Raw genomic sequence first — 13,147 nt, forward strand, 5'->3', positions numbered from 1 at the left:
GATCATAGTTAGGCTGAACCGGTCAAGCGTCTCAGATTGGCCGATTCTCCCAGTAGGTCTGTAAGCGAATGTCAGCAAGCCGTCCTGTTCCTGACCAGGCGTACCGTGACCGCCCGCCGTCCCATTGATTCAGGGCAGGGGGCGCTGTCCGAAAATTCCTTCCATGATCGATGTTTAGGCAGGTCAGATCGGGTTGGCGGTGTTCTGGATGGCCAGTAGTGTCGGCGAGTCCGGTGCGGTCAACGATCGCAAAAGGCGACGCCGTGCCGACCCGCTCAATTGCCGAAAGGTGAACCGGGGGCCCGTTCTACCTGGGGTGAATCCGCAACTTTGCGGTAGGGCGCACTTCCCGTCCGAATCCGTCAGCTAACCCGGTCAGCGGTATTGGAAGGAGTCCGATTTCGTGCAGCGTTATTCCGCCCAGCGGGCGATCCGCCGCCTTCACGGCGCTGCTGTGTCCGTGCCCGTCCGGCCTGCCGCCGGGCGCTGACCCATCCCGCATAGCCCGGCGGTAGGCCGGGTGATCCCCCGTGGCCACCAGCGCGCGGATTTCAGTTCCGTGCGGCCCGCCTCTGCCTGTCCGCCCAACGGCGCGGTGCGCCACAGCCCCAACAGCCTGTGGAGGAACCCGTGAAGAATCGCCTTAAACGACAGCTCCGCCAGCTGACTGCGGAGCGCCCGTACCAGCTGGCCGCTACGTCGGCTGCCGCGCTCGTGCTGGCCATCGGTGCCGGCGCCCTCGCCGTTGGCAGCGACGAGGAGTCCCCGTCGCCGCAGCCCGTCAACGCCACCGCCGCGGCCGGCAGTGATATCGCCGACGCTACTCCCGAGGCGGCCCCGGTCAAGGCCGAGTCGTCGAGCGCCGAGCCGTCGATTGCCGCTCCGTTGAGTGCTGAGCCGTCGGCCGCTGAGCCATCGAGTACGCCTACGGCGGACCCCGACCTGACTGAGCCGGCAGCACCGGAACCAGCTGCCTCCGCGATGCTGGAGTACGACTACCAGGCGCAGATCAACTTCTACTACTGCGGCCCGGCCGCCGTCCGGAACGCCCTCAGCGCCACCGGCATCGAGCGGACGCAGAACGAACTCGCCGGCCCGCTCGGCACCGATCAGTTCGGCACCGACTCTGCCGAGGACACCACGCGGGTACTCAACGCCGAGGTGGAGGGCGCGCCCTACCAGACCCGGACGATCCCTGGTGGCTCGGCCACCCCGGTGCAGATGGACCAGCTCCAGGCCGATGTGGTCAAGGCCATCACCGACGGGCGGAGCGTGGTGGTAAACGTTGCGGGCTCTGCCACTGACACCGCCGGTGGTTGGCACTCGTTCCCGGGCGGCCACTACATCGCCGTGGTCGGGTACGACGACGGTGGGCGTCTGGTGCAGATCGCCGACTCGGCGAACGCCGCAGCTGGCTCGTACTGGATGACCACGATCGCCCTGGCGAACTGGGCCGCGACCCGCGGCTACTCCGCCTGACCGGCCTTGACTGGCGGGCACCGGACCTCATCCTAGATTCGGTGCCCGCCGTCTTGCCGTATCCGGTACGGCCGCCGGCCTGCGTTCCGCGGGTTTCGGTCGATCTAGTCCATGAATCTGGTTTTGAACTGGGTGAACTTGTCAGGCCTGGTGATGTGGCGGGCCACCCCTGCGCCCCGCAGGAGCCTTGAGTGCTCCGTTGAGGCGAAGCCACGATCAGCTACCCCGACGACTCAGTCAGCACCACACCCGCGCCGGGCTACCGGTGCGAGAGCTGGCTACACCCACCACGAACTGCGGCTACCCGTCGTGGGAGTCCTTGCTCGTGCCTACAGCGCGAACCCGGCCTGCTTGACCGTCGGGTCGCGCCTATTCCAAACGGCGGGTACACCGGACGCGCGCGGCTGATCGGGTGCAGGGTTGATCGACCTTGCCGGCAACTGTGCCGGTGGGGGCTAAGCGGCAGCCGGGGACTGAACGTAGGAACTAGTAGTAGGTGACGTTCCAGTGCTCGCTGCCCGCCCGTCGGTGGCCAGGGGTAATGCCGGCCGGTCACCCAGAAAGTTAGCCCGGAGGTGAGATCTCTCCGGGCTCTCCGACTCTGGCCGATGAGCTGATCTGGTTAGCGCAATCCGCCATGGAGTGTGGTTACCTGCCTTCGTATGCCCTGCAAACCTCGTCGGTCGGGCCGTCCATCTTCAGAACGCCGCCCTCCAGCCAGATGGTTCGCTCACAGGTGTCCCTAATTGAGTCGAGTGAATGGCTAACCAGAAAGACCGTGCCCGCACTTGCCCGTAGCTCGCGGACGCGCTGTTCGCTGCGGATACGGAACTTTCGGTCTCCAGTGGCCAACGCCTCATCGATGAGCAGTACGTCGTGCTCCTTCGCAGCGGCAATGGCGAAGCGCAGCCGCGCCCCCATCCCGGAGGAGTAGGTGCGCATCGGCAGGGATGCGAAGTCGCCCCGCTCGTTGATGCCGGAGAATTCGATGATCTCTGGAGTAATGCGCTTGACCTGCTCCGGGGACATTCCCATCGCCAGGCAGCCGAGCGCCACGTTTCGTTCGCCGGAGAGGTCGTTGAGCAGAGCCGCGTTCACGCCGAGCAGTGAGGGCTGTCCCAGCGTGTAGACCGCACCCCGGGCCGGCGGGAGTAGTCCGGCGATGGTCCGCAGCAGGCTCGACTTGCCGGATCCGTTGCTGCCGATCAGACCGATGGCCTCGCCCTGGTGAGCGGTGAAGCTGACTCCCTTGATCGCGTGGACTTCGCGAACGTTCGGGGTGCTGGTGCGGGACACGATGCGTTTGAGAGCGGCGGTGGCGCCGGTGTTGGCCACAGCGCCCTTGTGAATCCGATAGATCACATGGACGTCATCCGCGATGACGGTTGGAACGCGCTGAGAGTCCGCCGCGCTGGTGTTCGTTGAGGTCTGGGTCTGCTCAGCCACGTCCATACTCCTTCTCCCCGCGCCAGAAGTAGACGAATCCGCCAATACCGACGACGAGTGTCCAGGCTATGGCCGTCCCCCAGAGCTGCATGGGTGTGGCGACCAGGTTCTCTCGGTTCGACTCCAGTAGGGCGTACCGGGCCAGCTCGATGTAGATCAGTGCCGGGTTGGCCTCCAGCAGGGTCGCGGCCCAGCCCGGTAGGTGATCGCGGAGCAGCGATACCGGGTAGAGCACACCGGAGGCGTAGAGCCAGGTGCGGAGCACGAACGGCATGATTTGCTTGAGGTCGGCGACCTTGGAGCCGAATCGTGCCATCACCATGGTGAGGCCGATGTTGAAGATTGTCTGCAGGAACAGAATCGGAGCGAGGAGTAGCCAACGGAGGGTGATCGGCTCGCCGGTGAACAGCACGATGGCGGCCAGGACCACCATCGACATGAGTAGTTGCTGGAGCTGCACCAGGGTGACCGTGATGGGTAGGACAGCTCGCGGGAAGTGCAGGGCCCGGATCAGTCCGAGATTGGCGTTGATCGCACTGGTGCCGTTCGCCACCGCGGTTTGGGTGAACATGAAGACGAACACACCGGTGCAGAGGTAGGCGATGAAGTTGTCTATGTCGCGGTCCTGGGACAGGATCACGCCGAAAATCAGGTAGTAGACCGCCGCGTTGGTGATTGGGGTCAGTACCTGCCACAGTTGGCCAAGCCGGGTGTTGCTGAGCGACGAGGTTACCTTCGCGCGGGAATACGCGGTGATGAAGTGCCGGTATGCCCAAACCTGGCGGGTGTACTCGCGCAGGGGCGGTCTGTCGTTCGCGACCTTTAGCCCGTGCTGCTGCGCGAGTTCGGCGGGGGTCAGCCTGGGGTGGAGGTTGGCCACCGCGGTGTTGGCCATGGTCGAGTGCTCCGATCTTCTGTGCCATTGGGGAGCAGGTGGTCCGCAGCACAGCGGCAGGCGGGCGTTGTTGGTCTGGGAGGCGCCGTGCTGCTGCCTGGAAGTTAGTGCACGACGCGTCGCGACGCAACCGTACCGTCGTTACGGTACCTTGTTGACGTGGTGACCGAGAAGAAGCGCTCCCCGGTAGGTGCCGCGGTGCTGCGTGATGACATCACCTTGGCCATCCGTGGTGCGGTCATGGCGGAGCTGGCCGAGGTAGGGTATGGGCGTCTCTCAATCGAAGCGGTAGCCCGCCGGGCTGGGGTGAGCAAGGCCGCTATCTATCGCCGTTGGCGCTCGAAGCTCGATTTGGTGCTGGATTTGGTCTCGGCGACGGCCGGACGCAACCTGCCGCTGCTCGATACCGGTAGCCTTCTGGGTGACCTGGAGATTCTGCTTCATGTAATGGCTCGTGCGCTGCAGCACCGGATGGCCCTGCAGATCATCCCGGACCTGCTCGCCGAGGCGGCGCGCACTCCACAGATCGCCGAGAAGCTCCATCAGACGCTTGAGGACTATCAGCGGACGATAGGTCTCGTCGTGATCGGCCGGGCTGTCGAGCGCGGCGAGCTGTCGGCCGCCACCGACCAGCGTCTCGCGGTGGACCTGATCGTCGGGCCGATCTATTGGCGGCTGGCGATCTCCCGGACCCCGTTGGGAACCGCGGAGGTGCGCCGGGTAGCGGAGATGATCGTGGCAGCCCTGCAGGTGGCAGGCGGGGGGCCCGACGCCCCCGAGGCGGCGGTATGAGGCCGGCATCCCAGCGCGGGCACGTCAACTACGGCTGCGCTCTCCCTTAAACCGTGGCCATCTGCGACCATTCGTGGTCAACGAAGGCGAGAGTTGGGGGCACTGGGTGCGGATCCTGCTTGTCGAGGACGACCGCCGGGTTGCCGCCGCGCTTACTGCGGCCCTGACCCGGCGCGGCTACCAGGTGGAGCACGCGGCGACGGTCGCCGCCGCGCTCTGTGCCGCCCCGTGCGACCTGGCCCTGCTGGATCTCACCCTGCCCGACGGGGACGGCACCGACCTGTGTCGGGAGCTACGGCGGCGCAGCAGCCAACTCGGGATCATCGCGGTGACCGCGCGGGGGGAGGAGCGCGACCGGGTGCTGGGGCTGCGGATCGGCGCGGACGACTACGTGGTCAAGCCGTTCTCGATGGTGGAGCTGCAGGCCCGGATCGAGGCGGTGCTGCGCCGTGCCGCCCACGCCGCGCCTGAGCGCAACGTGATCGAGGTCGGTCCGGTCCAGATCGACGTAGCGGCTCGTACGGTCCGCATCCATGCCCAGGAGGTGGCGCTGACCCGCAAGGAGTTTGACGTACTTCTCTCCCTGGCCCGCCAGCCCGGGTCCGCCGTGCCCCGCGATCGGATTCTGCTCGACGCCTGGGGCACCACCTTCGCCGACCGGCACACCGTCGAGGTGCATGTCGGCTCCCTGCGTGGCAAGCTGGGCGACCCACGCCTGGTGGAGACCGTACGCGGAATCGGCTACCGCCTGCGGAACGGGTGAGGTGCGGTGCGTCGCCGCCTGGTGATCAGTTATCTGCTGCTTATGGTGCTGGTCCTGGTCGCCCTGGAGACCCCGCTCGCGGCCACCCTGGCCAGCCGGGAGACCGAGCGGGTCCGCGCCGACCGGCTCGCCGACGCCACCCGCTTCGCGTCGCTGGCCGATACGGCGCTGCGCGGCGGCAGCACCGGCCCGATCGGCAGTGAGCTGGACCGCTATGACGAGCTGTACGGCATCGGCGCCGCGGTCGTTGACCGGGACCGGCAGACGGTGATCGCGTCGCCGAGCTGGCAACCCGCTTCGGGCACCCGGGGGGCGCTCGACGTGGCCCTCTCCGGGCAGCAGGCCAGCGGGCCCGACTCGGTGCTGCCCTGGGTGGCTGGGCCGATCGTCGTCGCGGTGCCGATCAACGACGGCGGCGAAGTGCTTGGCGCGGTGGTCACCATCACCCCCACCAATCGGATCCGGGAGGCCATCACCACCTGGTGGCTGCTGCTCGCCGGCGCCGGCCTGCTCGCGGTGCTGGCCTGTGTTCTGACCGCGTTCACCCTGGCCGGGTGGGTGCTGCGACCGGTCACCGAGCTGGACGCAGTCACCCACGAGATCGCCGAGGGTGACCGGAACGCCCGCGTGCAGCATCGGCAGGGCCCACCCGAACTGCGCCGCCTGGCGGAGAGCTTCAATCACATGGCCGACGCCGTCTCCGACGTCATGGATCGGCAGCGGGCCTTCGTGGCGCACGCCAGCCACCAACTCCGCAATCCGTTGACGGCGCTGCGGCTGCGGGTCGAGGAACTGGGGCCAAGTCTGGGTGACCCGCAGGGCCAGGCCGAGCATCAGCTTGCCCTGGCCGAGACCGACCGGCTGGCGCTCGTGCTGGATGCTCTGCTCACCCTGGCTCGGGCCGAGCGGACGGAGAACTTGCGCTTGACCGTTGACGCGGCGGCGGTCGCTGCGAGCCGGGTGGCGGCGTGGGAGCCGCTGGCGCGCCACCGGTCGATCACGTTGCGCCTGGATGTCGATGCTGCTCCAGCCTACGCGAGGACCGTGCCGACCGCCGTTGACCAGGCGCTCGACGCGTTGATCGACAACGCGGTGAAGTTCAGTAGCGCGGGGGGTGAGGTGACTGTGGCGGTTCGGGGTCGGGGCGACGGGACGACGCTGCAGGTACGCGACACCGGCCCGGGTATGACGGCCAGCCAGCTCGACCAGGCGACCGAACGGTTCTGGCGGGCGCCGGAGGCACAGAATATTGACGGCGCCGGGCTGGGTTTGGCCATCGTGGCGGTCCTGGTGGATGCCTCCGCGGGGCGGCTCAGTATGCGTCCGAACCTGCCCCACGGCCTGATCGCGGCCCTCTGGTTTCCCGCGTCGTTGCCCACCCCCGCCGACGACGGGGAGCAGAACGCGCCCAGCCCTTCTGCTCGGGGCTGAGCGGTGGCTACGGTTTGACCGCGTTGTACCAGGCCACCGCCCCGGGGTGCAGTGGTAGGGGGGTGGTGTTGATGGCCGAGCGCTGACTCATCTGGCCGGCTGCGGGGTGTGCCGACGCCAACTCCTCGCGCCGCTCCATGAGCAGCCGGGTCAGCTCCCGGACCAGTGGCTCCGGCAGGTCGGCGCGGACGATCAGGTAGTTCGGGTTGGCGACGGTGGTCACCGGATCCACCCCGTACACCGAGCGGGGAATGTCCCGGGAGACGTAGAAGCCGGGGTGCTGGGCGCGCAGCGGCGTGCTCCACGCGCCCAGGTCGACCAGTTGGACGCGCCGTTGTGCGGCCAGTGTCGCTACCGCCCCCACCGGTAGGCCGCCGGAGAAGAAGAACGCGTCGATCTGGCCCGCGTGCAGCGCCTCGACCGAGTCGTCTAGGCCGAGCCGTTCCCGGTGGACCTCGTTCCCGCCGAGTCGGGCCACGTCGAGCAGCCGGGACGTGGTGATTTCGGTGCCGGAGCCGGGTGCCCCCACTGAGACCCGGCGGTCCCGCACATCGGCGAGGGTGCGGATGCCGCTGGTCGGGGTGGTGACGAGGTGTAGGAGGTCGTCGTAGACACGGGCCACAGCGGCCGTCGTCGGCGGCATGGCCGAGACGGTGGGGAGCACGTCGGCCTGGGTGAAGCCGAGTTCCGCTTCGCCAGCGCCGACGAGTTGGATGTTCTCCGCCGAAGCGGCGGTCACTAGCACTTCCGCCTCAACGTTCGGTAGCTCCCGATTGAGGATGGTAGCCAGTGACTGTCCGAAGGCGTAGTAGACGGCGGTGGGACTACCGGTGGCGATTCGGATCTTCACTGCTGGCGGAGGACCGTGCTGGCAGCCGGTGAGACCTGGCAGCGCCATCGCAAGGAGCAGCACCAGCAGCACCGCGTCGCGTCGGCGACCTGGGATTCTGATCACGCGCTGCACTGTGCGCTGTGCGGGCGGTCGGGCGCAACCCCGATCGTCCGTGAATGCGGCCGCAGCGCTCGGCTCGCCGGCCCACCGAGGAGATCAGATGACCATTGTTTCGGGGGGCGGTGGCCCTAGCTCGGTGGCCTGCATGATCCGTTCGCAGGCCGGGCCTTGTGGCACGCTCACCAGATAGCAGCCGGTGCCAGGGCGCAGTATCGCCGGCGCGTCCAACAAGGCGGCGCTTCGGACGAGGATTGCCGCCAGGTCCCGGTCGGTCACCCGGATTCCGAGGATGTGTCGTCGGATGTGTCGGCCGCCAGCCAGCAGCGCGGCCCGCCAGGCCGCTGCGGCTAGCCGGGTCCGCCCCATTCGTCGAGCGCCGGACGCGCCGCGTACCGGCGCACCGATGAGTTCCCCGCGTCCACGGCGCCAGCTGGCATCCAGTACGGCGGCGTACTCGGGTTGGTGGGTCGGGGCGATGGTCAGCCGGTGCAACTCGTAGCGGCGGCGCAGCCCGCCGACGGCGCGTTCATGCGTGACCGGAACCTCGAGTTGGTAGAGCAGATGGCGGAGCCGCTGTGCCGCGTCCTCGCGGTTGAACTCCACCCTCTCAGGTGGGTGGACGGGGGCGCCACGCTGGCGTCGGGCCGTCGTCGTCGGCGCGGTCACGCAGCGCAGGAGACAGGCGGCCTCGAACGCGGCGGTCAGGGTCAGCCAGTCCAGCGGATGCGGGGTCGACGCTGACCGGGGGTGGTCCAGCAGGGTCTGGTTCACCTTGGGACTCCTTATCGGCGTCGGACTACCCCTACGGTGACGGCTGTCACAAGCGTAGGGAACCGATTGGGCCAAGCCTTGAGGAAATCTTGCGGGTGCGATGACAGGCGCCCTACCGCCCAGGACGAAGCGGTGTCTCTGGGTGATATATCCGATACTCATCAAGGTCGGCGATGAGGGAAGCGTCGGCTCGCTCGCCTAGCAGTTGGCGCAGCCGCTGTTCCTGGGGCGACCCGGTCTCCACCACATATCCGGGCCGGCTCGCCGCCGCCACCCGCGTCCAGTAGACGGGGTAGCGGTTTTGTCCCGGGACGAGCCCGTCGTCAAGGACTCCACAGGCCACCGCCTCGTCCGTATTGAAGATCAAGCGGTTGCAGGTCCAGTAGCTTCCGTAGACCTCGTAAGGGCCGGACGCGCGCAGCGTGTCCGCCAGATTTCGGGCGGCACGCTCGTCCGCCCGCGGGGCGACGGTGCCGGTGGCGACGAAGAGCACCGTGACCAGCGAAGCGGTGGCGACGAGGGTGGCGAGGAGCGCTGCGGCGAGCGTGCCGGCCAGCCGAGTAAGCACGCCTGCGGTGCCCCGCAGGGCCGCGACCGCCGCCTGCCAGAGGGGCCACAGCACCGCGGGTAGGGAAAGCTGCAGCAGCGCCAGGTAGCGGGCATTGGCCAGAGGATCCGTGGCGGCGAGTGGGCTTCGCGCGTACGACAGGAGAGTCAACGCCGCGCCGACGACCAGCGCGAGGTGCACGACCGGGGCGACCCGCGCGGCACGTCCGGTAGCCCGCCGATACGCGATGATCGCGACCACGGTCGCGATCATCAGCAGCGCCGGGTAGAGCAGGCCGAACGACTGCGGCCAGCGGCCACACCCGTCGATTGGGCAGAGTCCCGTGGCCAGCGGCACCCCCTCCAATACGGCACCGGAAAACCGTTGGGTCAACGCCGGGCCCGGACCGTCGTCGGTGTTGACCTCGCCGAGCACCGACAGCGGGTCCGTGCCTGGGCCGGCGGTGAGGTAGTACGCAAGCATCGGTGTGACGCCGAGGATGAACCCGGCCACCAACAGTGCGCCCGCCCAGCCGAGCAGGTCGCGGCGGACTGCCCAGAGCAGCGCGAGAGCGGCAGCGCCGACGTAGGGCAGGATCAGCCAGTCAGACCAGACGGCGACCCCGGCGAGCAGACCGAACAGGCCAACAGCCAGCCGGCGGTGCCGGAGCGTCCCCCGGGCCAGCCCCACCACGACCAGCAGCATCAGCAGCACCGCCACCTTCCCCTCCGGGCGCCCGCCCACCACGGTCAGTTGGTCCCGGACCACTCGCTGCGAACCGAGCGCGAGCAGGCCGACGACCAGGGTGGCGAACCAGGGGGAGCCGATCCGGCGGGTCAGTCGATAGATCAGCCAGAGGAAGAGCGCGTAGAGGGCCAGCAGCGGCAGCCGCAGCACCGGCCAGCTTGGTCCGAAAAGCGCAAGCAGGGGCGCGGCGAGGTACGACTCCAGCACCCCCATGTAGTGCTGCCCGTACAGGAACACGGGCCGCTCCTGGCCAGCGGCGATGTGTAGGGCGGCGAGTCCGAACGTCGCCTCGTCGCTGTTTGACGGCGGGACCGTGGAGAGCGTGAGGAGCAGCCGGTACCCGACGCCGCCCACCCCGAGCAGCAGCGCGACGAGGGCCGGCGGGTCCAGCCCTGGGCGCCACCGTCCACGGCGCGGTAGCGGTTGCGACACGACCCGGCCCCCGTCATCCTCCTCACCGGAGTCTGTCACAGGCGTTCGGTGGGGCGGAGCGGTTCGGTGCTCCGGCCGTTCGGCTGCCGTGGCCGGGGCAAATCGGTTGTGGCAGGGTGGCCGTGTGTCACCGACTTCCGCCGGCCAACTGGCCGTACCCCAACTACACCGGGCCGCGCGGATGGAGGACGCCGTACACCGTCTGGTCGAGCGGCGGCTCCGGCGCACCGGTTGGCGGATCCACACCGTGGCCTACCCGGGCTACGGGGCCCCGGGCTGGGTCCGGGTGATGTGTCGGGTGCTGTTGGGGCGGCCGGACAACCGGCAGCGGGGCCGGCCGGAGAAGGTTCGGGGCTGGCGTAGCTTCGCCACCCTGCCGGCCAAGCACGTCCGGGTGGACATTGAGTCGGGGGGAGAGCGGCACGAGACGCGAACCGACCGCAGCGGCTTCGTGGACACGATTGTGCCGGTGGACCTGCCCCCGGGTTGGGGGTCGGTACAGATCCAAGTCCCGGAGGCCGAGCCGGTCCAGGCGCCGGTACGGATTCTTGACCCCCGGGTGCGCTTCGGGGTGATCTCCGACGTGGACGACACGGTCATGGTCACCACGCTGCCCCGGCCCCTGCTGGCCGCCTGGAACACGTTCGTCCTGGACGAGCACGCCCGGGCCGCGGTGCCCGGGATGGCCGTGCTGTACGAGCGGCTGGTCACCGCCCACCCCGGCGCCCCGGTGCTCTACCTGTCCACCGGCGCCTGGAATGTGGCGCCCACCCTCACCCGGTTTCTGTCTCGGCATCTCTATCCGGCTGGGCCGCTGCTGCTCACCGACTGGGGCCCGACGGCGGACCGGTGGTTCCGCAGCGGCCGGGAACACAAGCGGGCCACCCTGATCCGGCTCGCCACGGAGTTCCCGGACGTGCGGTGGTTGCTGGTCGGCGACGATGGTCAGCACGACCAGGAGATCTACCGGGAGTTTGCGGTGTCCCACCCGGACAACGTCGCTGGGATCGCGATTCGCCGGCTCTCCCCTACCCAGGCGATGCTCGCCGGCGCGCTGCCGTACTCCGCCAGCGACAGCGCCTCCACTCCGCCGGTGGGACAGGAGTGGCTGTCTGCGCCGGACGGGGCCGGCCTGTGGCAATTGCTGCGGGAGGCGGGTCTGGTCTGAGCCGTGGCCACGAGACCTTGATAGCGTCGGGACATGGCTGATGTGGGCCGGGACCAGGAGGTCACGTGGTGAGCACGCACCCCCGCGCGGGCCAGCCCGCCCAGCCATCCGACCTGGTGGACGTGGCGATGCTGGTCACCGCGTACTACGCGGAGCACCCCGACCCGGCGGACCCGGAACAGCAGGTCTCCTTCGGCACCTCCGGGCATCGGGGGTCCTCGCTGCGGAACGCGTTCAACTCCGATCACATCCTCGCGATCACCCAGGCGCTCTGTGACTACCGGCGCAAGTGTGGTCTTGACGGCCCGCTCTTCTTCGGCCGGGACACCCACGCGCTCTCCGCCCCGGCGGCGGTGGACGCGCTGGAGGTGCTCGCCGCCAACGAGGTCTCGGTCCTGTTGGACAGCCGGGACGGATACGTTCCGACGCCGGCCCTCTCCCACGCCATCCTGGCCCACAATCGGGGGCGGAGCAGCGGGCTCGCCGACGGCATCGTGATCACCCCGTCGCACAATCCGCCGGCGGACGGCGGGTTCAAGTACAACCCTACCCACGGCGGCCCGGCGGACACCGATGCCACGACGTGGATTCAGGAGCGTGCGAACGCGATCCTCGCCGCCGGGCTCAAGGAGGTGCGCCGCATCCCGTACGCGCGGGCGCGCACCGCCGACACCACCGGCCGGTACGACTTCCTCGGCCACTACGTGACCGACCTGCCGTCCGTGCTCGACCTGGACGCGGTCCGGTCAGCCGGCGTCCGGATCGGGGCTGATCCGCTCGGTGGGGCCAGTGTCGCCTACTGGGGCGAGATCGCGGACCGGCATCGGCTGGACCTCACCGTGGTCAACCCGACCGTCGATCCGACGTGGCGCTTTATGACGCTGGACGGGGACGGCCAGATCCGAATGGACTGCTCGTCTCCGAACGCGATGGCGTCGCTGATCGCCGCCCGGGACCGGTTCGCGGTCTCCACCGGTAACGACGCCGATGCCGACCGGCACGGCATCGTCACCCCGGACGGCGGTCTGCTGAACCCGAACCACTACCTGACGGTGGCCATCGCCCACCTGTTCCGCACCCGGACGCGGTGGGCGCCGGACGCCGCCATCGGCAAGACCCTGGTCTCCTCGTCCATGATTGACCGGGTGGCCGCCGACCTGGGGCGCCCGCTGCTGGAGGTGCCGGTTGGCTTCAAATGGTTCGTGCCGGGCCTGCTCGACGGCGCGGTCGGCTTCGGCGGTGAGGAGAGCGCGGGTGCCTCCTTCCTGCGTCACGACGGCAGCACCTGGACCACCGACAAGGACGGCATCCTGCTCTGTCTGCTGGCGTCCGAGATCATCGCCACCACTGGCCGTACCCCGAGTGAGCACTGGGCGGAGCTGGCTGGGCGGTTCGGCGCACCCGCGTACGCCCGGATCGACGCTCCGGCCAGTCGGGCGGAGAAGGCGGTGCTCGGTCGGCTCTCGCCGGAGCAGGTGACGGCTACCGAGTTGGCCGGTGAACCGATTGCGGCCACGCTTACCCGTGCACCAGGCAACGGGGCCCCGATCGGTGGCCTGAAGGTCACCACCGAGAGCGGTTGGTTCGCTGCCCGTCCTTCCGGCACGGAGGATGTCTACAAGATCTACGCCGAGTCGTTCCAGGGCCCCGAGCATCTGGCGCGAATCCAGGCGGAGGCGAAGGATTTGGTCTCGTCAGTGTTGGCGGCTTCGGACGGCTGAGTC

Annotated in this window: 11 protein-coding genes and 1 riboswitch; of the genes, 6 read left to right on the forward strand and 5 right to left on the reverse strand. The window is 68.8% G+C overall.

Annotated elements, in window-relative coordinates:
* Positions 1-262 precede the first annotated feature (262 nt).
* A riboswitch (cyclic di-AMP (ydaO/yuaA leader) is annotated at positions 263-396 on the forward strand.
* A gap of 234 nt (positions 397-630) precedes the next feature.
* On the forward strand, positions 631-1,479 hold the full coding sequence (locus B116_RS0114705; RefSeq protein ID WP_033667636.1) for a C39 family peptidase: 849 nt from the start codon (positions 631-633) through the stop codon (positions 1,477-1,479).
* A 648-nt stretch (positions 1,480-2,127) separates the two neighbouring features.
* Here the strand turns inward: B116_RS0114705 and B116_RS0114710 are convergent.
* Positions 2,128-2,931, reverse strand: coding sequence for an ABC transporter ATP-binding protein (locus B116_RS0114710; protein ID WP_018723533.1), 804 nt, complete (start codon positions 2,929-2,931; stop codon positions 2,128-2,130).
* Positions 2,918-3,820, reverse strand: coding sequence for an ABC transporter permease (locus B116_RS0114715; RefSeq protein ID WP_027660518.1), 903 nt, complete (start codon positions 3,818-3,820; stop codon positions 2,918-2,920). The genes B116_RS0114710 and B116_RS0114715 overlap by 14 nt, the downstream gene beginning before the upstream one ends.
* Before the next feature lie 159 nt (positions 3,821-3,979).
* Between B116_RS0114715 and B116_RS0114720 the strand changes: the two genes are divergently transcribed.
* From B116_RS0114720 to B116_RS0114730, 3 genes are all read left to right on the forward strand, one after another.
* Positions 3,980-4,612, forward strand: coding sequence for a TetR/AcrR family transcriptional regulator (locus B116_RS0114720; protein WP_018723535.1), 633 nt, complete (start codon positions 3,980-3,982; stop codon positions 4,610-4,612).
* Between the two features lie 106 nt (positions 4,613-4,718).
* Entirely contained in the window at positions 4,719-5,375 is a 657-nt protein-coding gene (locus B116_RS0114725; protein ID WP_018723536.1) for a response regulator transcription factor, read from the forward strand.
* Positions 5,376-5,381: 6 nt separating this feature from the next.
* Complete coding sequence (locus tag B116_RS0114730) at positions 5,382-6,806, forward strand: sensor histidine kinase (protein ID WP_027660519.1); 1,425 nt, start codon at positions 5,382-5,384, stop codon at positions 6,804-6,806.
* 7 nt (positions 6,807-6,813) lie between these two features.
* Here B116_RS0114730 and B116_RS0114735 read toward each other — a convergent pair whose 3' ends face one another.
* The 3 genes from B116_RS0114735 to B116_RS0114745 all read right to left on the reverse strand — a co-directional run bounded on the left by B116_RS0114735 (position 6,814) and on the right by B116_RS0114745 (position 10,255).
* Positions 6,814-7,770, reverse strand: coding sequence for a TAXI family TRAP transporter solute-binding subunit (locus B116_RS0114735; protein ID WP_027660520.1), 957 nt, complete (start codon positions 7,768-7,770; stop codon positions 6,814-6,816).
* A gap of 84 nt (positions 7,771-7,854) precedes the next feature.
* Positions 7,855-8,529, reverse strand: coding sequence for a hypothetical protein (locus tag B116_RS0114740; RefSeq protein ID WP_027660521.1), 675 nt, complete (start codon positions 8,527-8,529; stop codon positions 7,855-7,857).
* A gap of 112 nt (positions 8,530-8,641) precedes the next feature.
* Positions 8,642-10,255 carry a hypothetical protein gene (locus B116_RS0114745; protein WP_027660522.1) on the reverse strand — a complete coding sequence of 538 codons (1,614 nt, stop codon included), beginning with the start codon at positions 10,253-10,255 and terminating at the stop codon, positions 8,642-8,644.
* A gap of 181 nt (positions 10,256-10,436) precedes the next feature.
* On the opposite strand from B116_RS0114745, the gene B116_RS0114750 reads away from it, so the two are divergent.
* Entirely contained in the window at positions 10,437-11,423 is a 987-nt protein-coding gene (locus B116_RS0114750) for an App1 family protein (protein WP_188116032.1), read from the forward strand.
* Positions 11,424-11,488: 65 nt separating this feature from the next.
* Positions 11,489-13,144: a phosphoglucomutase (alpha-D-glucose-1,6-bisphosphate-dependent) gene (pgm, locus tag B116_RS0114755; protein WP_033667637.1), complete on the forward strand. Its 1,656-nt coding sequence runs from the start codon at positions 11,489-11,491 to the stop codon at positions 13,142-13,144.
* Positions 13,145-13,147 lie beyond the last annotated feature (3 nt).

This window comes from Salinispora fenicalii, assembly GCF_000514815.1.
GTDB classification, from domain to species: Bacteria; Actinomycetota; Actinomycetes; order Mycobacteriales; family Micromonosporaceae; genus Micromonospora; species Micromonospora fenicalii.